This is a genomic window from Paenibacillus ferrarius (genome assembly GCF_002027705.1).
In the GTDB taxonomy this organism is placed as follows: domain Bacteria; phylum Bacillota; class Bacilli; order Paenibacillales; family NBRC-103111; genus Paenibacillus_E; species Paenibacillus_E ferrarius.
In genome coordinates this window covers 13,525-38,403 of sequence record NZ_MBTG01000048.1, presented here as the reverse complement: position 1 = coordinate 38,403, position 24,879 = coordinate 13,525, and the positions used below count along the sequence as shown (strand labels likewise).

Here is a 24,879-nt window from a genome sequence, read left to right as displayed (position 1 = left end):
ATTAACTCAATAAAGCAGGGTATATTGAGAAGATATCGAACTTATTATTATCTAATATAAATGGCTAGGTAGAGGAGGAGTGACTCATGCCAATTATAAAAATATCCCTGTTTATTAAAGCACCTATTCAGGTGTGTTTTGATTTGTCACGCAGCATTGATATTCACATGGAATCGACCTCACATACAAATGAAAGAGCGGTAAAAGGTCGTACTAGCGGGTTGATTGAACTAGGAGAAACCGTGACCTGGGAAGCTACACATTTCGGAATTCGCCAGCAACTAACATCAATCATTACTGAGTTTGATCCACCTAATAAATTCGTGGACGAGATGGTTAGCGGTGCTTTTAAAAGGTTTAGGCATGAACATACATTTGAAATACAAGATGGTGGGACGTTGATGTCAGATAAATTCGACTATACCTCACCCTTTGGGCTACTTGGTATGTTAGCAGACGTGATGTTTTTACGATCGTATATGGAGCGTTTACTCTTGCGACGAAACGAATATATAAAAAATAATGCTGAAAAATGAAAAGCGATACCCAATATAGGTTCATTACGCTAACGTAAGAACGATAGTTCAATCTCCAAATAAGACTAGGTTGCCGATCAATGTCGGTAGCCTAGCTCTGTCTTTGGCCATTAACGTAAACAACCCAACAAGAAAAATGTAGGTTTATTACATACGTTTGAGACGCTGGTATTTCTCCAATCATAGCGAAATTCCCAGTACTTATAATTACATATTTATCCATTCACTTTGCCCTTGGTGACAGCTACGCTGGTACTACCCCAAAACACCAGTTTTTATGCAAATGTCTCCATCTAAACAAAGAGGATCCGCCGCGGCGGATCCTCTTTGACTTCTTCACAAAATTAGGAAATTTGTATATATGTCCCTGCTGGGCGTTGAAACAAGGGACTGTTCTTAGAACAGCTAAATTCGCTATCGAAGGAGCAACCTCTTAGGCGCCAAAAGTACTCATTGTGCTTTTCATCGTATGCTACCTGTTTTCTACGTTTAAGTCGACTTCATCGTGACATGCACAGGCGATCCACTCATGAAATGTTTTGCAAAATATTAACGATCTTCCTTTCCATATCGGAGTCGTCTATCGTCTTCAGATATTCAGGTTTTAGCAATTGATACTGCTTCATGTTGTAGAAGTCCATAATCGCTTGTTTCAAGGTGATATCATACTGGATTGAAAATGATGGCTCGATAAAGCGTCGCAGCACAGCGTCATCTTGAACCATAAACAACACGGCATTCATTCTGTTGAAAATCTGTTGCTCCATTCCTGATTCAAAAAAAGTTTGTAAGCTTTTATTCCGATTTTGCAGGGCAACTGACAGTTTCTCATAATGGTGCGGATAAAATTCCTTCAGATCTTGCAAGAACAAATCAGTGATAAACGTGGCACACATCAAAGATTGTAAAAATGTCAATTGAAACCGATCCAAAAAAGAGACGGAATCATCTTTGACAACGGTGTCAGCCTTCTTCGAGTAATCTATGTAATAATTCACAACTTGTTCGATGATGTCGTCTTTGGTAGAAAAATGCTTATAAAGTGTCCCTTTGCTGATATCCATATATTTTGCGAGATCGTCGACTTTCAGTTGGCTGAATTTTGTTCTTCTTATAATGGATTTTATTTTTTCCACATATGTCTCTACACTCACGGCTTTTCTCACGAATAAGTACCTCCCTATGATGCCTATCAAACTCATTATAACAAATTCACTGACTTTTATGTGCATAAAAGTATTAATAAACTAAATAGGCCTATTTAGTTTACTTAATTCACTTATTGCTGTATAATCGTTCCTGTACCTAATCATTCTATTGCGGATTATACAAAGGGAGGACGATTCAAATGGAACAATTCAGTAAGGGCAAATTCTCCGGCAAGAAAGTCGTGATCACTGGAGGTAGCAGCGGACTTGGCCTCGCAACGGCGAAGTTGCTAGTGGAGGAAGGAGCACACGTTCTGATTACTGGACGTACTCAGGCGACGCTTGACGCGGCTCGTGAACAACTCGGCAACAACGCAATCGCGGTCTTGAGCGATGCCGCCTCATTGAAGGATATCGACGAGTTGGGCGACCGGGTCAAGGCCGAATTCGGCACGATCAATGGCATGTTCGTTAACGCCGGCATCACGCGCTATGTCCCCTTCGAGTCAATGTCCGAAGAAGTGTACGACGAGTTACTTACAATCAACGCCAAAGGTCCGTACTTCACCGTACAGAAACTCGCCCCGTTGCTGAGCGAAGGAAGCGGCGTGGTGCTCACCACCTCTGTCGTGAACGTGTTGGGGATCCCGATGATCAGTGCGTACGCGGCCAGTAAAGCAGCGCTGCGCTCCATGACTCGCAGTCTGGCCCGCGAGCTGTTACCGCGGAAGATTCGCGTCAACGCGGTCAGCCCCGGCCCCATCGACACCGGCATCTTGGAGAGGTCGATGCCGAAGGAAGCTGCAGAACAGACCGAGGCGCAGATGAGACAACAGATCCCAATGCTGCGTTTCGGCGATCCAGTCGAGGTCGCCAAAGCCGTAGCATTCCTAACATTTGAGGCCACCTATACCACCGGGGCTGAGTTCCCAGTCGACGGAGGTGGCTCCCAGATCTGAGCACTCTCAGTTCGCAACTGGCTCAGGGCTTCTACTCATGACTATTAAAGCGCGGGCAGGAAGGTCATGAATTTTCATGTAACGCTCCCCTCAAGATATCTTTCCTTCAAATGGACTTTATAGTTCAGGATTTCGTTGCCTTTTCCTTGGAAGAGCGTTTGAATTTACGGAGAACACTATTCCATCAGAGTAAAATGGAGGGAACACCGAAATGAAAAATTTAGATACGTCTTTTAAAGATGTGAAGAATGATCAGGCATCCAACCCTGTTACCATGCGGACAATCCGGTTCCACGACTACGGCGAACCGACCGATGTCTTGCGCTTGGAGGAGGTGGCGATCCCGGAACCAGGTCCGGGACGCATTCGCGTGAGCGTACGTGCTTGTGGGTTAAATCCGGTTGACTGGGTGATGTGCCGAGGACACTTTGCCGGTCAACTGCCCTTGCCTCGCGGGATTGGACTGGATGTATCGGGGGTTGTAGAAGCAGTTGGTGAGGGTGTAACCGATGTCACCATTGGTGATGCCGTCCTTGGTGCCGCAGATTTTATGGGCGGATCAAGCGCCGGTGCGTCCGACCGAGCGATTATGTACTACTGGTTCCGCTTGCCGGCTGGACTCGACTTTGTACAGGCTGCAGCACTGCCAATGGCGGTCGAAACCGCATACCGAGGGATTGATACCCTCGGGGTGAGGTCGGGCCAGACTGTACTCGTGCACGGTGCCGGCACAACCGTAGGCTTCGCCGCCGTCCAGATCGCCCTCATGCGCGGTGCTCGTGTGGTCGCAACCGCTGGTGCCACCTACGCCGACCAACTCCGCGCCATGGGAGCGATGGTGACCTCGTACGGTGATGGAATGGTCGAGCGAGTGATAGAACTGGCGAAGCAGCCGATTGATCTCGTCCTGGATTCCGCACCGATCAGCGGAGTAATGAAAGATCTGATTCATATCGTCAATGGAATTCCCCAGCACGTCCTAACCGTAAGCGATTTTGCCGCAGCCGCCGAACTTGGCGTTCGCGCCAGCTACGGAGAAGAACATACCCTGCGTTATGACGTCGTTGGCAACTTCGCCCAGTACACCGTAGATGGCAAGTTCGCCATCCCAGTCGCCCAGACTTTCCCACTCGACGACTGGCGTACAGCCCTCGAAATCAGTCAGAGTGGGCGTGCCCACGGCAAACTGATTCTCCTGCCCGCCGCCGACTGATGTGCGCAAATAAGAGGAGAGTATTCTGAATAATGAAGGAGGACATACATTGAATACGAACCAACGAGAACATGTCGCACTGATTACAGGCGCTAGTAATGGGATCGGGTTGGCATTAACCAGGAAACTGCTGTCGGAGAGCTGGCAGGTGGTTGCTTTGAACAGGTCCAATTTTCCGGCGGACGATATGTTCATTCATAATGTCCTCAAGAACGGACGGCTTCGAGCCTATAAAGTGACGGATCTCGCCGATTATGGCAGCTTGAGACGCTCTTTGGAAGAAATCAAAGGCAAGGAGCAGCAGATCGATATTTTGTTCAACAATGCCGGAGGTGGCTTAAGTGAGCTGAGCTATTCAAAACAAGGTCGCGAAAAGCATTATGATTTGTTGACGGTCGTTCCTTATATCATAATGATGGAATTGAAGGAACTGTTGAAAAACGGTCGCTTAAAAACGGTGATTAACACTTCATCACAGGTCTTTAGATTTACAAAGGAGTTTACGATCGAAAACTTAGAGCATCCCAAAACCTTCAGTAAAATGTATGGCCCTTATGCGACTTCAAAGCTGGCGCTTTCGTTGTGGACTCAAGCCGTGGCACCGCAACTTGCCAAGGATGATATCAAGATCCGCAGCGTTGACCCGGGAATTAACAACACGCTAAGAAAAGGAAAAGATTCTGGACTGACCCCAGGGTTTGAACTGTTTATGAAGTTTTTTGCCTCTCCGCCTACCCATGGCGCCAACCGATTATATGAGGGAGCCCTCGGCAAACACTGCAATGAAACCGGCGTTTTTTTGTTGAAAGATCGGGTTGCAGACTTGAAATTTACAGAATATGCGCAGCGTGTTCTGGACAAAATCTCTGACATATATAGCCGTGAATTTCTTGACGGGAGTGTTTAAGTTCATGGCTGAGTTCCAGAAGAACGTTGCTTAGGAGACTATCTTCTGAACTTCGTTCGCACGGGGGGAGGGGGCTGGAAGAGCATTTCCAGTTACTTTCATGTTCGATTAGAAACGGTGTATTTCCTACTAAAAAATGCGTTCAGTACGAACAACTTAAGGATGCCGATTTACTTAAAAAATTTCCTTGGTCGACTGAAGGGACTCCCGCCGACAAAACGCGGAAAACGTACGCTAAGGGTAGATCAATTGTGTTGCGTGACATAGCCCATTTACGGACGTTTTGGTGCCGTAATGCAACACAACTTAGTGCTTTGTGGTCGACTCAGGATGCAACACAATTGCTAACGTACGTTTTCCGCGTTTCGCTGGCGCTTCCCCTGAAGGAAGATTAAGCTAACTAGAGACGATAGTGCAACAAACAAAAACCAGTCTAAAGTAGTGTAGTGCTTAGAAAATTTTAATGTGCCCATCACCGGTATTTGGAAGCTTCTTCATTTCCAAATTACAGTGCAATGGGCTTTTTATGTTCTATTTAAAGCCAGTGTAAGAAGCTGTTGTTCATAAAACATCATCATCTGCTAACTCATTCGCCTGGAGTTCGTAATCTTCTAAATTAGCTGGGATCTTTAATCTTACTTTATCGCCATCAAGAGTTATTCCCATTTTTCCCGCGTGTTTGAACGGATCATACGGTTCGTTGTTTTTAAGGCATGAGTATAAAACTTGGGCAATCTTACCGCATACATGACCTATTGCTTTTCTCTTCGCCATTCCTCGATCAACTAATCACTTATAGTAAAAACGAAAACTATTTTCACTTATTTTTGGAGATATTAGTAGCAAAGTCATTAAGAATAGAACTCTGCGAGTATCTCTAACACCTTCGTATGTCTGCCTACTCTTAAAAAACGGATGTTCCCGAGATTTTATTCTCAGCAGCTACACCAAGGTACTTTTTAAGCTTTGGGTAACAGTTCTGCCAAGGTCATAGAGGCTTTTGTAGCAGTAGTTCTTGCACCTATTGTTATTAGAGTTTGCCTAAGTTATTTATTGAACAAATATTCGCCGTTAGAGTTCAAGCACTACACTTTATTCCTCGATTAAAATCTATTTGCTACAGCTCAAAATCGTCATCGGAGAACATGCAGGAAGCAGCTGCCGCGGCGATCTGCCCCGCTGGTTGTTTGAGCTAACTTTTATTAATAGCTTCCTTTCCCCAGACTAGACCTGTATTTTTAAGTTAAGCTTTTCAGAACTCCACTTCCAAAGCTCAAGTGCATGCTCCTTATTGTACGATTCCTCAGACGATGCTGCCTCTTTAGGTCCGTCCCAATATGTTCCACTCTGTACAGAGCCCCTAAGAACAAGGTTTGCAAGATCATTTCCGGATTGTTTGGTTGTCCGAACACTTGAGCGAACGAAACGCAAAAGCGGCATGATATTATTCCACATAAATCGTAACAGAGGACTATAATCCCTCGTGAGGGCTGAGCCTTTGCCAGGCATCATACCGGGATTAAATGCTGCCACCGATATGGAACGTTTGGATTGCTGAATTTGACGGGACAACTCATAAGCAAAGTACAGATTGCAGAGCTTAGAAGTGGTGTAGCGAACCTGACCTTTTGCTAAATCAGACAGATTACCTAGTAGACGATCTGATTCAACAGGGTCAGTCAATATGGTGGGATTTGCGTAACGAGGAGCTGGCATTCCGGTCTTCTTGCTGAAATCATGAGTATCACTGCTTACGACGACGATACGTCCGTTTTCTTGAAGTTGATTTAGCAATAACCGCACTAGCATGAAGTGACCCAGATGATTCACACCAAAAGTGGCTTCAATACCATCGGCAGTCATTTGTGTACCTTGCACAAATTGAGTACCGGCATTGCAGACAATGACATGAAGTGGAGGAAGCTCCACCTTTGAAAACTGCTCGACAAAGTGATGAATGGATGAGTTCGAGGATAAGTCCAACACCATCGCTGAGATATTAGCATTTCCGGTAATCCGGATCAACTCGTTAGCTGCTTCGTTGCCTCTATGTTGACTGCGTGCAGCAATTATGACATGCCATTCATGTGAAGCACTAGCAATAACTAGCGCTGCTTCAAAACCGAGCCCCGTATTTCCTCCTGTAATGATGATGGTTTTCCTGACTTTCTTCATAATAATCATCTCCAGTCTTCGTTATATACGATACGTTATCGTATCGTATATGTCAAGTGAAAAAACCTTGCTTAATCGTTACAAGGTCCTTAATTGGGTTCTCTCATGCCGTTTACGACCAGCTCTATTCCTTGTTTAAGGGAAGCATCCAAATCTGTGGATGGGGGCTTAAACAACAATTGATACATAACAAAGCCAATCAACAGATCTGAAACCAGGTCAACATTGACCTTATCGCTTAGTTTCTCTGTAGAACGGTGTTGAGCAATAATACTTGAAATTTCTTTGGTCTTGGGAAGAGAATGATTTTTCCAGAACGATTCAGATATTTGGGAACTGCCGGATATGGTTGAAATCAGCAGCGAGAGCATCTGCTTTCCAAGCGGCGTATTCATCTGCTGAGCGAAATTACGCGCAAGTTCGTATAAGACCTCGTTAAGATCCCCTTCTGCAGACGCTTTGAATTCTGGTTTTATTTGTTCGAGTGCTTCAACAATCAGAGCTTCTTTATTGTTCCACCTTCGGTAGATTGAGCTTTTCCCGACACCTGCACGTTGAGCGATCATTTCAATGCTTAGTTTCTCGACGCCATGCTCGGCGAGCAAGGACAATGTTGCATCCAAAATGCTGCGATGAACCTCGTTACTTCGTGGCCGACCGCGGGATTCGCCGGAAACTGAATTTTGCGTAATGTCCATCTTTGATCCCTCCCAGTCCTTTATTGATAAAACATGTAAATAATTATATCACAACGATAGGTCCCCTCAACTTTCCACATTATTACTGCCCGTCCCTCGGTTTTAAGGGTTTATCTTACGTATACTCACTCATTCGCAGGATTTCATCACCTTGATTAATAACGATTGCCTGGAAAACAAACTCATTTGGATAAGTGGTCTATTATTTGAGCGTGCGGGAACAGAGGAACCGTAAAAGCCTTTCCCCTAAATCTTACTCTACTGCACGCATATTCCACGAATACCCTGGAAGTTTACCATCCCATGGCTCTACGGGTATAAGCCCTTACATTCCATCGTCATACCTATCCAAGGTGTGGAGACCGATTGCGTTTAGCGGACGGGTCTAAGCCCTTTTCGGGCAGTAACTCGGTTCTCCGTGCTTTCTTTTTAAATCCTACGAATGAGTCAATCTACGTGTATTCAAAGTTTTATTCAGCTTGAGTAAAAATGAAACTTGCCTTCTCGGGCAAAAATGTTTCTCCTTTTTGGACGATGCCGATCAGGATTCGGGCCACTTTTCCCATAAGTTTAATGTCCAATGACACAAATGTGCCTACATAATTTTAAATGCAAATGCCTGATGAATCAGGCTTTTTTATTTTCATGTAGGAGGATTTGTGTCATCAAAAAATGCACAAATGTCCCAACATTGTAGTCTTGTGACACAAATTCACCTACATTACAGGAGATCGTTTTTGGGATTGGATCACTCAAGAGACTTGCCAACAAAATATAACCCTAACCGCTCCGCTAACGGGCAGTTATGCGTGGTCGCGGTCAGCTTTTATTGAAATATACGATTGGAATAATCGCTAAAAAATAAAAAGGGAAAGGAGACTTCATTGTCCCTCTCGAAATTATGAAGCATACTCAATATAAATATTAATTAGGGGGCTAGCAGTTGGGAAAGGCAGATGGGATTTACAATGAACTCGTAAAAGATATTCTTGAAAATGGTACTTGGGACAAAGAACATGATGTAAGAACAACATGGTCGGACGGTACTCCTGCCTACACAAAAAGTTTAATTTCCAAGCAATTAAAATTTGATAATTCAGAGGTACCTATACTCACAACGAAAAGAGTACCATGGAAATCAGCAATACATGAACTATTATGGTTTTATGTGAAGAGAACAAGCGATTGCACCTATTTAGATGAAAACAAAGTGAAGATATGGAAAGAATGGACGAATACTAATAACAATATTGGTAAGGCATATGGCTATCAGTTAGGCAAGCCAATTATGTTAAATGGAAAGATCACAAATCAGGTACATAATCTCATCGATCAGCTTATTAATAATCCTACATCTAGAAGGCATGTAATATCTCTTTGGAATATTGATGATCTTGATCAAATGGAGCTTTATCCTTGTGTTTGGAACAATCAATGGTTAATAAAAGAAGGATTTCTCCATTTAGTAGTTAACGCAAGATCAAACGACATTGGATTAGGTAACCCCTTTAATGTGTTCCAATATTACGTTTTACAACGAATGATTTCTCAAGTAACTGGATACAAATTAGGAACACTTACACTTAATATTAATGATGCCCATATCTATGAAAGACATATAGAACCTTTAAAAGAACAGATTCTACGTTATTCTTATCCTGCTCCTGAACTTTGGGTTAACCCAGAAATTAATAGAATTGATGATTTTGCTATTAATGATTTCGATTTAAAAAACTATGAATATCATCCATCGATTAAGATGGAGATTGCTATCTAATCCACCACATTACTAAACAAAATGGAGCAGACTTCCGAAGCATCTGCTCCATTGTCATTAAGCTATCGGGGCAGGGATAGTTGATTAAGGCTGCCGAATCATATGACTGATAGTTGCATTTAACTAAGAGAGTAATATTTTGAGGTGACTCCACTGTTATTGACCTGGAATCCGTATTGGTATGATTTAGACCAAACTGTAATAGTTGGTGATGTTGATTATTTCTATTTGGATAAGGATGAAAAATCATTCGCAAATGGTGGGGCTTCTGATGACGATAAAGAGGTCCGAGCGGAGATTTTAAGGGTAATCCATCCCGAACTAGGCGAGGTACTGGGAATCTTGGCGAATGGCTTGAGTTATAAAATCTACTTCAGTGACAGTAAATTTATTCAAGTTGATTCAGAAGAGAAACCAGGGTGGATTGAATATCCCGAAAATTATAAAGTAAATGATTGGGTCTTTGATGTTGAAATAAATGTACTTGAGGTTACTGGATTTACGTCTTTGATGAGGTAGAATACCGAAAAAGGATGAAGTAGATGGCAAGAAAGAGAACAAAAATATAAACAGTTACTAAGAAAGGAGTATTTCTAAAGTTTGTTCAACTATCGATAATTTCAAAGTGACGCCGAATCCGGCGGAATAACGACAAAATCACCCTCTTCTGTGGCATGTCTGGCACTGGAGAGGGTGATTTTTCTTGTTCTTTTTATGACTATCATTCCAATTGAATATGCATCCGTGGACGTATACCGCCATTTATTATATAATATATGTATTCATACAAAATTTCGGGAGTGAATACGATGCTAGAGTTAAATATAGAAAATCCAGATGAGCTTGTTCTTGTGGCCCATGCATTATCAACTGATTTAAGGGTCAACATCATCCAACTGTTAAATACAAAGAAGTTGAATATTAATGAAATTGCTGACGCACTTCAGATTCCTGTATCCACCGCAGCTTCCAATGTGAAGATATTAGAAAAAGCTCGTCTCATAGAAACCGAGCTGCTGCCGGCGACACGCGGAGCTATGAAGGTATGTACGCGAACTTACAATGACATTCATATCATATTAAATTCACAGTTCTATCATGTACTGCCGGATAAAAACTGCTATGAGATCGAAATGCCCATCGGATACTTTACGAATTGTCAGGTATCGCCTACCTGCGGGATGGCCAATACGGAGAAAATGATTATTCAGGAAGATTCGCCTGCCGGCTTCTTTCATCCCGATCGCTTTTCTGCACAAATCATCTGGTTCCGCAAAGGATTCGTTGATTACCGTTTTCCGTTGGAACTTCCGAAAGGTGTTAAAATTCAATCTGTCCAGTTCAGTTTTGAAATCTGCTCAGAAGCTCCAAATTATGATAACAACTGGCCATCTGATATTTCGTTTTGGGTGAACGGGGTCGATGTGGGAATATGGACCTCGCCTGGCGATTTCGGAGGGCGAAAAGGGAAGTTAAATCCAGAATGGTGGCAAGAAACTTCGACCCAGTTTGGATTGCTAAAAACGTTGGTTGTGGATGGTGCCATGACCGCAATTGATAACGTTCAAGTGTCTTCAGTCAATTTGCATCAATTAGCGCTTGGAAATAGCAGCTTCATCGATTTAAGATTAGGCGTGAAAGATGATGCGACACACAAAGGCGGTATTAATCTATTCGGTGACAAATTTGGGGATTATGAACAAGGGATCGTCATGAAAGTGTTCTATACGGTTTAAATGATGGGAAATGAGGTCATACAAACAACAATGTTGTGTTGACCCTTATTTTTGTACAATAAAATTGTAATAATTAAAGGGAATAGCTTATTTAATTCAATAATATTAAAATAAACGTTGACATAACTTCATGTAAGCGTTATTATTTTAAAATAAGATACAAAAAAATGGTTGTAATACAATATTATTGTTTTGTATCTTCCAAATTAAAAAGGGAGCGATTGAATTGAAAACATTGAAAACAAAAAAAGTATTAACGTCAATGCTAGGCGTCACAATGTTAGTATCCCTATTGGCAGGTTGTTCAAGTAACGGAGGTTCAAGCGGAGGTTCAAGCACAACTCCAGCCAGCACTGAGAAAGTAGCAGAGACGGCGAAAACGGATAATACCGGGGGCAAGAAAACAGAGCTTGTATTCTGGACGCTGTTTGCGGGCGGCGACGGTGAATACATGGATCAGATCATTAGTTCCTTTAATAAATCGCAGGATAATATTTCAATCAAGAACGTTAAGTTGGAGTGGGCAGAATATTACACGAAGCTCGTGACGGGTGTGTCTGGCGGCAAAGGTCCGGATATCGGGATTTCCCATACATCCAAATTACCTGAACTAATTAAGGCGGGGGTTGTATCTGAGTTAGATGCGACTGGTAAGGCCATTAATCTCAACTGGGATAACTATAATAGCAATATTTTGAGTTCCGCTACAGTAAACGGAAAGCATTATGCGGTTCCGATCGATACGCATCCGTTCATCATGTACTACAATAAGAAGCATTTGCAAACAGCTGGACTGCTGGGCGCTGATGGCAAACCTACAATTGAAACAGGCGCTGATGGCTTCGTCAAATTCTTAACAACGCTGAAAGATAAGCTTCCTAAAGATGTAACGCCATTCGCTTTTTCTAATAATGCGGATGATCCATACCGATTGTGGTGGGCGCTCTATTCCCAACAAGGTGGAAATGACGTTATTTCGGATGACGGCAAAACACCTGCGATTGATACGGATAAGGCAATTAAAGCTGCAAATTATATTAAGGACTTATATTATACAAGTAAAGTAATTAAACCGCAGGATCCTGATTTTTACAAAACGTTCCAAAGCGGCAAAGGCGCCATCATGATGACAGGCGTGTGGGCTACAGGAACTTGGGAAACGACCAAAGATCTTGATTTCGGTGCTATGCCAATTCCTAATATCTACGGAAATACGAAAACATGGGGAGATTCCCACACCATCATCTTGCCAGTGACCGCGAAGGAAGATCCTAAGAAGCGCGAAGCAGCATTGACGTTTGCCAACTATGTTGCTGAAAAAGGCGGCCAAGTTTGGGCGAAAGCAGGTCACATTCCTGCTAACAAAACTGTTTTCGATACAGCAGAATACAAAGCTCTGAAATACCGCAGTGACTACGCAAGTGTAGCAGCTGATGTGGTATTCCCTAAGGTATCAGACAAAACATGGCCTAAGAATGATGTTTTGAAAAAATATCTGGATGAAATTTGGTTGAATAAAACCCCAACGGATGCGGTGTTTAAGAAGATTGATGGTGAGTTAAAAACTTTGCTCTCTAAATAAAACCATTAAACCGGATAACAAGCTTGGAGTATCATACTTCAAGCTTGTTACTTTCAAGAAAGAGAGGTGCGATACTGATGAGTACAAAAGAAGTTGATTTGAACAAAACATCGATCACCACACGTTCACAAATGAAAGCAAGACAGTGGCGGCTGGACATCCTGGCTTTTCTATTTCTTTTGCCTTTTCTTGCCGTATACGTCGTGTTTACGATATTCCCAATGTTCAAAGGACTGCAGATGAGTCTGTACGACTGGACGCTAATTAAAAAGATGGATTTTGTTGGCCTTAATAATTATATCGCTATGGTACAGGATGCAAATTTTTGGCGTGCGCTCTGGAACTCAACGTACTTTGTTATCTTGTCTACGCCTAGCATGCTTATATTTGCTCTACTGCTCGCGGTCATTGCGAATCAAAAAACGAGACTTCAGAAATTTTTCCGCAGTGTCTTTTTCTTGCCAAGTGTCCTATCTGTATCTGTCGTTTCGTATGTCGGTCTGTTTGTCATACAGCCTTATACAGGCTTTCTGAATAATTTACTTAAATTAGTAGGTATTCTTTCGGTAGATCAAGAGATATTTTGGTTGACGGAATCATCCCTTGCTTGGATTGCTATTACTGCTATTACACTGTGGTGGACGGTTGGGGTTAACATGATTCTGTATTTATCGGCTATGCAGGATATTCCAGATGATATTTATGAAGCTGGAAGACTCGATGGCGCATCGGAGAGACAAATGTTTTTTAGAATGACGCTTCCACTGCTAGGTCCCATTACAAAAACGATATTACTACTGCAAATTATTGCTTCGTATAAAGTGTTTTTGCAAATTTACATAATTACACGCGGTGGACCTGGTACAGATACACGGCCTATTATTCAGTATATTTACGAGGAAGGCATCAAAAACAACCATATGGGCTATGCAGCTACCATGTCGTATGCGCTATTTGCCATACTCCTTGTCTTGTCGCTGATCCAATTGAGAATGAGTGCGAAGAAGGAGGCGGTTTAAGATGAGGGCTCTTCGTTTATCATTATCGGTGCTCCTTGCCCTGTTTTTTCTAGTTCCCATCTCATGGATGCTGATCGTTTCTATTAAAGATGAAGGTATGAAGATTACAGGTGTGCTGGATTGGTATAAACCGCCTTATACCTTTGAGACATACGCGTATATTTTTCAAGAAACTTCTCTGGTAAGGTGGATGTTCAACTCTCTTGTGGTTGCTATTGCCGTTACAATGCTAACGCTGTTGGTTTCTTCTTTGAGTGCATTCGCCTTGTCCAAAATCAAGTTCCGTTATCAAAAGTTCATGTTTGTCTTGATCTTGGCTGGTCTTTTGATTCCAGGCGAAGCGATTCTCATTCCGCTTTATCAGGTTGTTAAAGGACTTGGGATGTTAGATTCTTATGAAGGATTAATATTACCAGCAGTGGCCTCTCCATTTGCAGTAGTTGTACTGAAAAGCTTTTTTGACGCGGTTCCCAATGAGCTGATTGAAAGCGCAGAGATGGATGGGGGAAGTAAGTTAAGGGTTTACGCCAGTATCGTGATGCCGCTCGCTAAACCTGCCTTGGCCTCCATTGTCATTCTTACGTTTATTGCCCAATGGAACAACTTCCTATGGCCGTTTATCGCGATTACATCAGAAGAACTGTTTACTCTGCCGATGGGGATTCCTACCCTGATGTCCCAGTACTCAGAAGATTATGTAAGACCTATGGCCATTAACTCAGTAGCATCTATTCCTGTCATGGTCGCGTTCTTGTTCTTCGAGCGGCAAATTGTAAAAGGTCTGAGTTTCTCGGGTATAAAGGGGTAATCCATGGTTAAAGAAAGAGATTACAGCATCGACATCTTCAAGGGGTTATTGGTCATTGGGATGGTGTACTGTCATATTTTGCAATTTTTCAGCGATCCTATGATCTTTACAGGAGCACAACGAGTGATCGATGTTGTTAATATTGTCACGTTTACAGGTTTCGTATTTAGTTTCGGCTACGTTGGCCAATTAGCCTATTACAATAAGCCACTCAAAGCTGTATACGGAAGAATGCTGTCTACTGCGTTGAAAATGTTAATTGCATTTTATATTTCAGGTACATACTATCGCTTGTTCTTAGATCGAAAGCCCCTATCTTGGAGCACAATCAAGCCTATTCTAATTCTTCAAGATATTCCTGGTTGGTCGGAGTTTCTGATTTCTTTTTCACTTATCATGTTGGTCGGATTGTTATTATTTAAACCATTAACTTGGTTAGTTGAGCGAAAGTTCAAATTTTGGGTTGTTGTCGTTTTGCTGCTAATTACTACGTATCTACCCTATGATAAAGTGACTGTGAATCAGTTAGGGCTATTGATTGGCACAAGAAAGTTTGCTTCTTTTCCCGTACTGCAATATTTCCTCTTCTATCTGATTGGTATGTATACGGCGCGTTATAAACTAGGGTGGAACTGGAAGTTTTTCATCGGTTCGTTCATCTCTTTAGGCCTATTCATCACGTATGTAATAGCGAAACATGGGCTTCCGGAGCGTTTTCCACCGTCCATATTTTGGATATTAAGCTCTGCATTCTTAATATATGTGTACTTCTTGGCGGCAAAGATGTTGGTAATTAGATTGAGATATACGGGTTTCTTGCTCGTTCTAGGGCAAAATGTGCTGCTATATTTACTTCTGAGCAATATCATGATTTTTACGTTAAAACATAATCAAGGGCAGCTTCTGTTAAGCACGATGGAATGCCTTTGGTTTGATGTCGGTATTCTTTTATTGATTAGCTTTTTCATTCGAATCACGATAAGTACTAAATTCAATGCGAAGGTCGCTTTGAAATCGGAAGGTGTAAATCATTGAAGATATTTGTGTGCGTAATGGTGACGATTTGTTTGGGTGTATTTCTAACCTCATGTCAGGGAGAGGGGCCTGAGAGAATGGAGCTCGAACGCTGGCGTCAAGTTCCCACCTATAGTAATCCCATCGAATTAGCTGAAGAGTGGGAGGATTATGGTATTGGCGATCCATTCGTTTTCCGTTACAACGGTATGTACTATTTGTACTGCAGTACCCAGGATGATCAAATTGGAGTAAAAGCGTGGAGTTCTGCGGATTTAGTGAATTGGATACCGGAAGGACTCGTTACCAAGGAGCCAATAACAAAAGGGGCGTATGCGCCGGAAGTCGTCTACTGGAACGGTTACTTCTACATGTACACCTCACCGGGAGGCGGCGGTCATTATGTGCTCCGCAGCCAGAGTCCCACAGGCCCTTTTACGGTCCAAACGGATAATCTGGGGATGACGATCGATGGCTCTGTATTTATTGATGACGATGGGAAATGGTACTTTACACATGCTTCTGGTCGAGGCATTTTGGCTAACGAAATGTCTGATCCTTATACGTTTGGCCCCGATAAACTGATCCCGGAAGCCTATTTGCAGCACTGGACAGAGGGCTCATCGATCTGGAAAAGAGAAGGAAAATACCTAATTACCTATACCGGTAATCATGTCTTCAGCACAGGTTATCGAATTCAATATTCGATTTCTGATCAAGGACCCTTAGGTCCTTATCGGACGCTGGAAAACAATCCATTCGTAATCAGCACGGACGATAAATTTAATGGACTAGGTCACAGTTCTACTGTTCTAGGGCCGGATCTGGATTCCTATTATTTGGTGTATCACAATCTGGAAGGCGCATCGACGTCAGGCCCGCCGGTACGCAAGCTTAATATCGACCGTTTGCAGTTTAATGGGGATCGTATGTCTCTACTCGGTCCTACCTTCGCGATGGCCCGTCCTGTTGCCAAAATGCCTGACTTTTCGGCCAAAGAAGTGGTTCCCGGAAGTACGGTTGGTTGGAAACAAGAGCAATTGCATGATAAAACGATTGTAATGAGCGACTTTAAAACGGAACAGGCATTTACAGCTGAGTATAATTTCCACGCATTGTCGACTGACGAAAGCTCTTCCCATATAGGCGTTGTATTTGCATACGAGAACGAGCGAAATTTTATGTTTACGGACGTGGATTCGCAAAGTCATGAGCTAATCGTACAGCGGGTTAATGAGGGGAAGATGCTCCTTGTGGGTAAAGCTCAAATCCCAAAGGAAACGGACCTAACAAAACTGCATACGATTCGAGTAACAAGTGCAAATGGCAAAATTAAGGTTTATTGGGACAATATGTATAGATTAGAGGTGGATAGGCAGATTGCCGGAGGAGAAATTGGTTACATATATGCTTCTGCGTCGAAGTTCGCTCCTGCGATGTTGTTCACGGCTTATAGCAATGATGCGGGTGGAAGCAGTGATTATGAAACCGTCAAGCCTGTCCCAGGGAGTATCGAAGCGGTACATTATTTGAAAGATAAGAACCGTGGCTATTCAGATTCCTTAGCCAATGAACATCGAGGAATTGCAGCGGATGATGGCAGTATGGCAGTTGTTTTGCCGAAGGCCGGAGATTGGCTGCAGTACCCTATACAGGTGAAGCAGGCAGGAACCTATGGCATAGATCTGGATATGCTGCCATCGGATGCGGAGACAACGATTGAAATAGCTGCTGGAGCAGAAAAGCAGCGGTTTATTGTAGCAAAGCGGAACAAAGCTGATCAAACTTGGGAACAAACCCGCATCGGGAATATGACATTGAAAGAAGGTTACGCAAACCTGAAAATCAAAGTTGTCCAAGGTTCACTTTCGTTCAAGACGATGACGTTCTATCCGGGTGATGAAGCGTTCTCTCCAATAGACAATGTGCCTAAAGGTATGGTGGGCATGTGGATTCCTGTAGATGGCGGTTACGAAACTCGCTCTCATGAATATATAAAAACATTCGCGGGAAGTGAAGATTGGACGGATTACCGGATGGATGCGGAGTTCCATTTCCCCACGATACCGACAAGTGATGCAGGCTTGCTGATCAGATCTGTTCATGAATCTTACTATCCGCATCAAGTGCAGGATGCCTTCACAGGTTATTATGCGTCTGTGAACCAAGACGGACTAACGCTTAAAAAAGTGAATTACGGAAAACAGGAGATTTTGAAAACCGTGCCTCTAACGATTCAAAAAGATACGACCTATCGAATGAACGTTCAGGTTACCGGAAATCGAATACGTATATATTGGAACGGATCAACGGATCCTGTTCTCGATTATCAGGATCCGAGAGCTTATACACATGGGAAAATCGGTCTACTTTCCAACCATTCCGATATTATTTTTCATAAAGTTTCTGTTTCCAAGTGAAATGCGTAGTTATAAATACAGAGAAGATAGAGGAGTGTAGTTATGACAACTAAGATGTATATCAAAGATTATCCAAGACCGCAATTCGTTCGCGATTCTTGGCTCAATTTGAACGGGGAATGGGATTTCCGTTTTGACGATGATAATGTAGGGGAAATAGAAAAGTGGTATAAACAGCTTAACGGAGATCGCAAAATAACCGTTCCTTTCACTTATGAAACGAAGGCGAGCGGGATTGGAGAAGAGAAGTTTCACCCGAATGTATGGTATGAGCGTGCTTTGGATTTGCCGAAGGAGCAAGAAGGGAACCGTGTTATCCTTCATTTTCAAGCCGTAGACTATATAGCAAAGCTATGGGTTAACGGAACCATGGTTGGACAACATCAAGGGGGATACACTGCTTTTTCTTTTGACATTACACCGTATCTTCTATTTGGCGAATCCAATACCCTCGTGTTGAAAGCGGAAGACTCACAAAGCTGCACACAGCCAAGAGGCAAGCAGCGTTGGGTTGATGATAATTTTGAGTGCTTTTATGTGCAGACAACAGGAATTTGGCAAAGTGTGTGGATTGAGTATGTAGCGACCTCGTATGTAAAATCTGTTAAGATGACGCCTGATCTCGATAATTATTCAGTTCGGTTTGAATACCAGGCGCACATGGCTGCCGAATCGAAACAACTCCGTCTGGAAACTAGGATTAGCTTGAAGGATATAGTCCTTAAGCAGACGAGTCTAGTCATCGATCGCCCGTGGCTCCAACTGGATATGAATTTATTACATGAAGCGAATGGTCCTTGGAAGGTATTGGCATGGTCACCGCAAGACCCAAACTTATATGATGTGGAGTTTATCCTTTATGAAGATGACATCATTATTGATCATGTATACTCTTACTTCGGTATGAGAAAAATTTCCATTGAAAAAGGGAAAGTACTTCTTAACAATAATCCGATATATCAACGTCTTATTCTTGATCAGGGTTACTGGCCAGACAGTCACTTGACTCCGCCATCGGAGGAGGCGTTGATTGAGGACATTGATGCAATCTTGGCTATGGGTTACAACGGGGTAAGGAAGCATATGAAGATTGAAGATGCCCGGTTCCTATATTGGTGTGATGTGAAAGGTGTGTTGGTCTGGTCCGAAATGGCGGCAACTTTTGAGTTTAACGATGAGGCGATTGATACGTTCACATCGGAATGGGTGGAGATCGTCCGCCAGCAGTACAATCACCCTAGTATCGTGACATGGGTACCTTTTAATGAATCATGGGGAATCGCACAAATTTACACCAACTTAAGACAACAAAAATTTACGGAAAGTATCTATCACTTGACCAAATCACTAGACCCGCATCGGCCTGTTATCGTAAATGACGGCTGGGAGCACACTGTTTCTGACATCTTGACATTACATGATTATGAGGAGAAAGGCTCTGCCTTTTTAAAGCGTTATACAGACAAAGATGGACTCCTGAACAACGAATTCTCATTCAATAACGGGAGATATGTCATGGCCCAAGGATATGCCTATCGCGGCCAACCGATTATGGTCACTGAATTTGGAGGTATTGCTTTTAATACAGGGAAAGGCTGGGGATATGGGAATCAGGTTGAGAATGAGGAAGCCTTTATCGAGCGCTTTAGGAGCATTACACAAGCGATTAAAGATACAGAATATATTAGTGGATATTGTTACACCCAAATAACCGATGTTCAACAGGAAGTCAACGGATTGCTAACAGAGGATCGGAAGCCAAAGATACCACTTGAATTGATAAAAGAAATTAATCTTGCTTAAGTCCTTCAGCATAATATTCAGACCCAAAAATCCCCCGCTAGCCTTTCGGCCAGTGGGGGATTTGTCTATAAATTCACTCCGTTTTGACGTGCATAAAGAATAGTATTTGTACGTTTCTTCTACCCAAGTATATTCGGAAATTAAGTCTTTCTATTATTATATTTAAATATATACATCTGAATTTTAAAATGTTTAATTTGCACTTAATAAATGAGAAAGAGCTCAGAATCGATCAAATGATCAGTTCTAAGCTCATTAAAGGGCAATGCAAGTTTAAAGCTTTACAGAAACAAGTTGGCTCAGTTGGTTCGTTCAGAGAAATTCGACATGATTGTCAGCTACAAAAGAACAAGCGGTTGGCTAACATGGTAAGTATTTATTAAACCACGAACCATGTGTCGAATAGACCCGGGTTTTCTTGGGGTATTCCGAACAGGATTACATGTTTTTTTCCTCGGCCCATTTTCCTAAACAACAAAAAACCACATCGCATTGTTGCGTCCAACAATTGGGGTGCAGTTCATTTGCGGTCTGTTATTTTGTTTAAGAATGGATAAGATCCGAAAGATCAACTTAGTGAGCAGAGTCCTTTATCAAATATTCCATGTTTAGCATACCCTTAATCCGCTGACTGCACCGCCGAATGCCGTGATGCCATGCTGGACAATACAAACACGGCAATGATGGCGATGAGTACGCCGAGTGCCCCGAACCAGGTAATGGATGCCAAAGAAACACGGTTAACGATCAGACCGCCGATTCCTGCGCCGACAGCCATGGAAAGCTGCATCATGGAACTGTTCAAGCTCAGCATGACGCCTGAGGATTCAGGAACAAGCGAAACCAGGTTAAATTGCTGCGCCGGAGCGGATGACCAGGCGGCAAAAGACCAGAGGATCAAAATGGCGAATACGGCAATGACCGAATGTCCGACTAAGGATAGCAAAATCAACGAAATGACGTGAAGCACCATCCCTGAAACGAGCGTGTATTTGATGCCCCGTTTATCCGCGCTGTAGCCGCCGACTTTCGAGCCAATCAAACTGGCAATGCCGAACACGAACAGAGCTGCGCTAAGCAATGATTCATTTAAATGAGTCACCTCTAGCAGAAAAGGGGATATGTAGGTATAGGCGAGGGAATATCCTCCCAACCAGAAAAAAGTAATTGCTAAAGCAACCAAAACCTGAGGTTTTTTTAACAAAGCAAATTGTTTGATCAAAGGGACAGGCTTGTCGCCCTGCATACGTGGAAGAACCGCAGCAATGACAAGCATGGCGATGACCCCGACAATTGCGATGGCCAGAAATACCGCTTTCCAGCCAAAAGCCGAGGCTACCATTCTGCCGAGCGGGACGCCGATGATGAGCGATGCGGTAATGCCCATGGTGACGTTGGCGATGGCGCTGGCCTGCTTGCCTGGCGGAGCAATTTTGGCGGCGATGCTGAGCGCGTTAACGGTGACCACCCCGGCGCCTAACGCCGTAATGATTCTCGCGGCAATGAAGAGACCGAAGCCGGGCAATATAAATGTCAGCAGATTCGCGGCAATAAAGAGGCCCAGCGAATAAAGGAGGAGCTTACGCCGGTCCATTTTGGCTGTCAGCGCCATCAAAATAGGCGTACCGACCGCATAGGCCAGGGAATAAACCGTAATGAGCTGGCCTGCTGCCGCAACGCTTGTTCCCAACGTCTCTGCGATCCGGTCCAATATCCCGGAAATGATGTAATTGGATGTTCCAACTAAAAAGCTGATCAAGGCCAGAACGTAAACTTTCCATGTGCTCTTCATAATTCACTCTCCTGATGTGTTTTAAATAACTATGTTTTTAAAAATATCGAAATATAAATATAAATCGAACTTTGTGCAATCAATGAAGCCCCCAGCTTGTTGACTGGCTCTTCTGCTGCTTCAGCCAATTCACGTAAAAGACCTTAGCTCGCCGTTGTTTATGTGGGTGCCACAATCTTTTACATTTTGTTATTCCTTAGGCATTTCGTTAAAGAAAGCTACATCATCGACTGCCAGCCTTACCGTCGGATGATCGGGCTTCGCCGCCTTGCCGATGGCGATCAAAATAATCGGAACGTAGCGTTCTGATGTGCGGAAAGCTTCCATGGACTTTTGTTTGTCGTAGCCTGTCGTAGCCTTTAGCGCGGGCGACAAGCATGAGTTGCATCGATACTAGCACGCCGTCGGTATAAACTTTTTGGCGGATGGCCTCGGGCGGCGTTCTCGAATAACATCAAAAAAAGTTGGTGCTCCATCGTTAGTGACGGTTGTGAAACCGACATGATTCTCTCCTCCTTTTGGAAAAGCGGCATTCAGCATTTTGTTTCAATACAACATTAGTTGTTTGAACAACACTTGTTGTATTTATATGTTATAATAACAACCGAATGGTACGCAATCATCAATAACCATAAACCGTTGTATAGACAACACCATTTCTATAATGTCGTTTTATTAGGGGAGATTTTAACCATGACAATTAAAAAGAATGAAGTAGATCCTCGTGTGATACGTACACGGCGACTCCTTCAAGACGCTTTTGCTTCATTAATTCAAGAAAAAGACTTTGAATCGATAACCGTTAGGGATATTACAGAGCGGGCTACTGTTAACAGAGCGACTTTTTATGCGCACTTTGTAGATAAATTCGAAATTCTTGAGGCCAGACTAATGGAAGCGTTTATGACAATCATAAATCGTAGAATAAGCGGTCACGAAGTATTGAATGAAGAAACAATTCAGAGCATTTTTCTGGGAGTATGCGAATTTCACAAGGGTCTAAGCACTATGTGCAAAAGAAGAAATACATCGCTTGTACCTGTATTCGAAATTCAAATAAAGGAAAAAATTCAAACGATACTTCTTTCCTTTATAGACAAAGACAAGATGCTATCGACTCCAAACGCGCAATTCTTAATAAATACAGCTTCTATCATGTTAAGTTGGGGGATGTATGGGGCGGCTTACGTTTGGAACAATGAGGGGTGTCTAATAAGTGCGGAATCATTCGTTAAACAGTCTTTGCCCTTAGTGATGAACGGAGCCAAAGAACTGCTGGGATAGGTCCTGTCGCTATTGCTCTATCCTGCGGAAGAAAAAAGATGCAATGCGGACAATTTGCGATCCTTATTCAAACCATATTCGATTTTCTTTTGCAGTTTCAACATTAACTGTATCCGAGGAGGGTGTTGATGTAGTCATTCAAGTTGCGAGCGGAGATATCTGTACAATTTTGGACGCTTTTGGACTCCAGAAAGCTCAAAAATTTCTCGGTGATCTTTCTGTAATGATTCTGTGTCACCTTTGAATATTCTCTCATTTCGCAGTGTATGACGTAATGATGGAGCCTTTCTTCAAATATCTTGCTCTGTAGAAGTTTCTTTTGCTTGTAATACCTGCGAAGGATACAGCCGTGTTGCTGGAAATCCCCAAGCATTCTGACCACTCGAAAGATGTTAATGATCGGAAACCATAGACACTAGACAATGGGTATTCAGGCAAGGGAACGCTATATTGTTCAATGCAGGAGATACTCCAACTGTCAAGCACATTGCGTTAAAGCTGGATAAACATCCTTATTTAGATCGTGAGTACTTTGAGGCTAGGAGAATGAGCCAACAAAAGAAGAAGTCAGTAGCGTTGGTGAGTTCTATTCGTGAAAAACCTAACTTATTTTTTGACTGAAGAAAAACATACCATTAATGTGTATGACACTATATATGTAGGGTGATAAGAACATTATCTCATTCCCGACGGATGGCAGGGAGGAGGTATGGCAGTGGGAGAACAGTTTTTGTTCCGGGGTTTTCCCCTAAGAGGAGCTCGTTCTCCCGGCTACCGCCATCTTATAACGAACCTAAAAAAAAGGCCAACCAGATATTTCTGGTTGACCTAATAATACGAAAATAGAAACCCGACGTCCTTAAAAGGACGTCGGGTTTCTCAACAATCTGAGACCCCTTCGGGGTCTTTTTCATTTTTAGGATTGAGAACATCCTTGTGTGTTTTCTTTTTGGAGTTTGAATCATTTGTGATACACATTTACTTCATTTTTAAAATAATTTTGCCTTTTACATGTCCCGTTTGACTCAAGAGATGCGCTTTGCGAACGCCTTCTTCCGTAAAAGGAAACCGTTCCGAAATAACCACTTTTACTTTCCCTTCCGATATCAAATTCGCTATGGCGGCCAATTGTTCAACATTGGTCGCCATCCTGACCCTGAATGCCGTGATTCCCTTTTGACGTGCCAACTCTTCATCGGACTGGCCGGTGATCGTTACTAATCTTCCTCCAGGTTTCAATACATCATAGCTCTTGGCCAATACGTCTCCGCCAATCGTGTCCAGAACGACATCGACCTTGGCCAGTAGGTCACCAAAATGCTGTTCTTCATAATTAATCACGATATCAGCCCCTAGGTCGCGTAAGAACTCAACATTTTTTCCGCTTGTCGTCGTGGCAACAGTCGCACCGAAATGTTTGGCGAATTGAATCGCGAAAATGCCGACTCCGCCTGCCCCTCCGTGGATGAGTACGGTCTCACCTTCTTTCAGCTTGGCGTGATCCGAAAGACTCTGCCAAGGCGTCAGGCCGGCTACTGGGATAGCTGCCGCTTCTTCGAACGAAACATTATGAGGTTTTCCTACCAGCAGGCGATCTTCAATCAATATAAAGTCTGCATACGAACCCGGTTTAAAAAGATCCGCGCTGGCAAACACTTCATCGCCGACTTGGAAATCCGTAACTTGTTCCCCGACTTCTTTCACGACACCGGATACATCCGATCCTAGAACGATTGGAAACGTAAAAGGCATATAATCTTTAAATAAGCCGGAGCGAACTTTCCATTCAATCGGGTTCACGGATACGGCATGGACCTCCACCAACACTTCGTTCCCTTTTGCTCTGGGTGTCGGCCCCTCGACCAACTTCAACTCATTTACATCTCCGTAAGCTTCAATAACAATGGATTTCATGGGATTGGCTCCTTTATTATGAGTTAGTCTTTCTTACTTGTTCAATTTATTCTGATTTCCCAACGCACGACAGGCGCAACTTTACTCTCAAGCT

General features: G+C 43.0%; 21 protein-coding genes. 14 read left to right on the top strand and 7 right to left on the bottom strand.

The genetic code is table 11. The annotated features are described in order from the left end of the window. The first annotated feature begins 86 nt into the window (after window positions 1-86). A complete protein-coding gene (locus tag BC351_RS34260) occupies window positions 87-536 on the top strand; it encodes an SRPBCC family protein (protein WP_079419554.1) in 450 nt (149 codons plus the stop codon). Between the two features lie 527 nt (window positions 537-1,063). Here the strand turns inward: BC351_RS34260 and BC351_RS34255 are convergent. After that, window positions 1,064-1,702 (bottom strand): TetR/AcrR family transcriptional regulator, encoded by a 639-nt coding sequence (locus BC351_RS34255; RefSeq protein WP_079419552.1) that lies wholly within the window; start codon window positions 1,700-1,702, stop codon window positions 1,064-1,066. Between the two features lie 182 nt (window positions 1,703-1,884). Here BC351_RS34255 and BC351_RS34250 point away from each other — a divergent pair, with 182 nt between their 5' ends. The 3 genes from BC351_RS34250 (at window position 1,885) to BC351_RS34240 (ending at window position 4,763) form a co-directional block, all read left to right on the top strand. Next, entirely contained in the window at window positions 1,885-2,643 is a 759-nt protein-coding gene (locus tag BC351_RS34250) for an SDR family oxidoreductase (RefSeq protein ID WP_079419550.1), read from the top strand. A gap of 211 nt (window positions 2,644-2,854) precedes the next feature. After that, complete coding sequence (locus BC351_RS34245) at window positions 2,855-3,856, top strand: NADP-dependent oxidoreductase (RefSeq protein ID WP_208629888.1); 1,002 nt, start codon at window positions 2,855-2,857, stop codon at window positions 3,854-3,856. Between the two features lie 49 nt (window positions 3,857-3,905). Further along, window positions 3,906-4,763 (top strand): SDR family NAD(P)-dependent oxidoreductase, encoded by an 858-nt coding sequence (locus tag BC351_RS34240; protein WP_079419548.1) that lies wholly within the window; start codon window positions 3,906-3,908, stop codon window positions 4,761-4,763. Between the two features lie 561 nt (window positions 4,764-5,324). On the opposite strand, the gene BC351_RS43065 is transcribed toward BC351_RS34240, so the two are convergent. The 3 genes from BC351_RS43065 to BC351_RS34225 form a co-directional block, all read right to left on the bottom strand. Then, window positions 5,325-5,537 (bottom strand): hypothetical protein, encoded by a 213-nt coding sequence (locus BC351_RS43065; protein WP_208629887.1) that lies wholly within the window; start codon window positions 5,535-5,537, stop codon window positions 5,325-5,327. A gap of 450 nt (window positions 5,538-5,987) precedes the next feature. Then, window positions 5,988-6,938, bottom strand: coding sequence for an SDR family NAD(P)-dependent oxidoreductase (locus tag BC351_RS34230; RefSeq protein ID WP_079419546.1), 951 nt, complete (start codon window positions 6,936-6,938; stop codon window positions 5,988-5,990). An 89-nt stretch (window positions 6,939-7,027) separates the two neighbouring features. After that, entirely contained in the window at window positions 7,028-7,636 is a 609-nt protein-coding gene (locus tag BC351_RS34225; RefSeq protein ID WP_079419544.1) for a TetR/AcrR family transcriptional regulator, read from the bottom strand. Between the two features lie 943 nt (window positions 7,637-8,579). On the opposite strand from BC351_RS34225, the gene thyA reads away from it, so the two are divergent. The 9 genes from thyA to BC351_RS34180 all read left to right on the top strand — a co-directional run bounded on the left by thyA (window position 8,580) and on the right by BC351_RS34180 (window position 19,795). Next, window positions 8,580-9,413 carry a thymidylate synthase gene (thyA, locus tag BC351_RS34220; protein ID WP_079419542.1) on the top strand — a complete coding sequence of 278 codons (834 nt, stop codon included), beginning with the start codon at window positions 8,580-8,582 and terminating at the stop codon, window positions 9,411-9,413. 159 nt (window positions 9,414-9,572) lie between these two features. Beyond that, entirely contained in the window at window positions 9,573-9,932 is a 360-nt protein-coding gene (locus BC351_RS34215) for a hypothetical protein (RefSeq protein WP_079419540.1), read from the top strand. 290 nt (window positions 9,933-10,222) lie between these two features. Continuing rightward, entirely contained in the window at window positions 10,223-11,149 is a 927-nt protein-coding gene (locus BC351_RS34210; RefSeq protein ID WP_079419538.1) for an ArsR/SmtB family transcription factor, read from the top strand. A 226-nt stretch (window positions 11,150-11,375) separates the two neighbouring features. Further along, a complete protein-coding gene (locus BC351_RS34205; protein ID WP_244209275.1) occupies window positions 11,376-12,731 on the top strand; it encodes an ABC transporter substrate-binding protein in 1,356 nt (451 codons plus the stop codon). Window positions 12,732-12,808: 77 nt separating this feature from the next. Then, window positions 12,809-13,750: a carbohydrate ABC transporter permease gene (locus BC351_RS34200; protein WP_244209274.1), complete on the top strand. Its 942-nt coding sequence runs from the start codon at window positions 12,809-12,811 to the stop codon at window positions 13,748-13,750. 1 nt (window position 13,751) lies between these two features. Beyond that, window positions 13,752-14,558: a carbohydrate ABC transporter permease gene (locus BC351_RS34195; protein ID WP_079419536.1), complete on the top strand. Its 807-nt coding sequence runs from the start codon at window positions 13,752-13,754 to the stop codon at window positions 14,556-14,558. Window positions 14,559-14,561: 3 nt separating this feature from the next. After that, entirely contained in the window at window positions 14,562-15,593 is a 1,032-nt protein-coding gene (locus BC351_RS34190; RefSeq protein WP_079419534.1) for a hypothetical protein, read from the top strand. Between the two features lie 77 nt (window positions 15,594-15,670). After that, window positions 15,671-17,992, top strand: a complete 2,322-nt coding sequence (locus BC351_RS34185) for a family 43 glycosylhydrolase (protein WP_158082325.1) — start codon at window positions 15,671-15,673, stop codon at window positions 17,990-17,992. A 42-nt stretch (window positions 17,993-18,034) separates the two neighbouring features. Continuing rightward, the gene (locus BC351_RS34180) at window positions 18,035-19,795 is read left to right on the top strand and encodes a glycoside hydrolase family 2 protein (RefSeq protein ID WP_079419530.1); all 1,761 of its coding nucleotides are present in this window, start codon (window positions 18,035-18,037) and stop codon (window positions 19,793-19,795) included. A 619-nt stretch (window positions 19,796-20,414) separates the two neighbouring features. Here the strand turns inward: BC351_RS34180 and BC351_RS34170 are convergent. Continuing rightward, the gene (locus BC351_RS34170; RefSeq protein ID WP_079419526.1) at window positions 20,415-21,587 is read right to left on the bottom strand and encodes an MFS transporter; all 1,173 of its coding nucleotides are present in this window, start codon (window positions 21,585-21,587) and stop codon (window positions 20,415-20,417) included. A 189-nt stretch (window positions 21,588-21,776) separates the two neighbouring features. Beyond that, window positions 21,777-21,962, bottom strand: a complete 186-nt coding sequence (locus tag BC351_RS34165; RefSeq protein WP_244209273.1) for a nitroreductase family protein — start codon at window positions 21,960-21,962, stop codon at window positions 21,777-21,779. Window positions 21,963-22,280: 318 nt separating this feature from the next. On the opposite strand from BC351_RS34165, the gene BC351_RS34160 reads away from it, so the two are divergent. After that, entirely contained in the window at window positions 22,281-22,871 is a 591-nt protein-coding gene (locus tag BC351_RS34160) for a TetR/AcrR family transcriptional regulator (RefSeq protein WP_079419524.1), read from the top strand. A 978-nt stretch (window positions 22,872-23,849) separates the two neighbouring features. Here the strand turns inward: BC351_RS34160 and BC351_RS34150 are convergent. Beyond that, the gene (locus BC351_RS34150) at window positions 23,850-24,785 is read right to left on the bottom strand and encodes an NADP-dependent oxidoreductase (RefSeq protein ID WP_079419520.1); all 936 of its coding nucleotides are present in this window, start codon (window positions 24,783-24,785) and stop codon (window positions 23,850-23,852) included. Between the last annotated feature and the right edge of the window lie 94 nt (window positions 24,786-24,879).

Excerpts from the sequence above, each read along its gene's own strand:
- BC351_RS34260 (WP_079419554.1), top strand. The coding sequence starts at position 87 with ATGCCAATTATAAAAATATCCCTGTTTATTAAAGCACCTATTCAGGTG.
- BC351_RS34250 (WP_079419550.1), top strand. The coding sequence starts at position 1,885 with ATGGAACAATTCAGTAAGGGCAAATTCTCCGGCAAGAAAGTCGTGATC.
- BC351_RS34245 (WP_208629888.1), top strand. The coding sequence starts at position 2,855 with ATGAAAAATTTAGATACGTCTTTTAAAGATGTGAAGAATGATCAGGCA.
- BC351_RS43065 (WP_208629887.1), bottom strand. The coding sequence starts at position 5,537 with ATGGCGAAGAGAAAAGCAATAGGTCATGTATGCGGTAAGATTGCCCAA.
- BC351_RS34230 (WP_079419546.1), bottom strand. The coding sequence starts at position 6,938 with ATGAAGAAAGTCAGGAAAACCATCATCATTACAGGAGGAAATACGGGG.
- BC351_RS34225 (WP_079419544.1), bottom strand. The coding sequence starts at position 7,636 with ATGGACATTACGCAAAATTCAGTTTCCGGCGAATCCCGCGGTCGGCCA.
- BC351_RS34210 (WP_079419538.1), top strand. The coding sequence starts at position 10,223 with ATGCTAGAGTTAAATATAGAAAATCCAGATGAGCTTGTTCTTGTGGCC.
- BC351_RS34200 (WP_244209274.1), top strand. The coding sequence starts at position 12,809 with ATGAGTACAAAAGAAGTTGATTTGAACAAAACATCGATCACCACACGT.
- BC351_RS34195 (WP_079419536.1), top strand. The coding sequence starts at position 13,752 with ATGAGGGCTCTTCGTTTATCATTATCGGTGCTCCTTGCCCTGTTTTTT.
- BC351_RS34190 (WP_079419534.1), top strand. The coding sequence starts at position 14,562 with ATGGTTAAAGAAAGAGATTACAGCATCGACATCTTCAAGGGGTTATTG.
- BC351_RS34185 (WP_158082325.1), top strand. The coding sequence starts at position 15,671 with ATGGAGCTCGAACGCTGGCGTCAAGTTCCCACCTATAGTAATCCCATC.
- BC351_RS34180 (WP_079419530.1), top strand. The coding sequence starts at position 18,035 with ATGACAACTAAGATGTATATCAAAGATTATCCAAGACCGCAATTCGTT.
- BC351_RS34170 (WP_079419526.1), bottom strand. The coding sequence starts at position 21,587 with ATGAAGAGCACATGGAAAGTTTACGTTCTGGCCTTGATCAGCTTTTTA.
- BC351_RS34160 (WP_079419524.1), top strand. The coding sequence starts at position 22,281 with ATGACAATTAAAAAGAATGAAGTAGATCCTCGTGTGATACGTACACGG.
- BC351_RS34150 (WP_079419520.1), bottom strand. The coding sequence starts at position 24,785 with ATGAAATCCATTGTTATTGAAGCTTACGGAGATGTAAATGAGTTGAAG.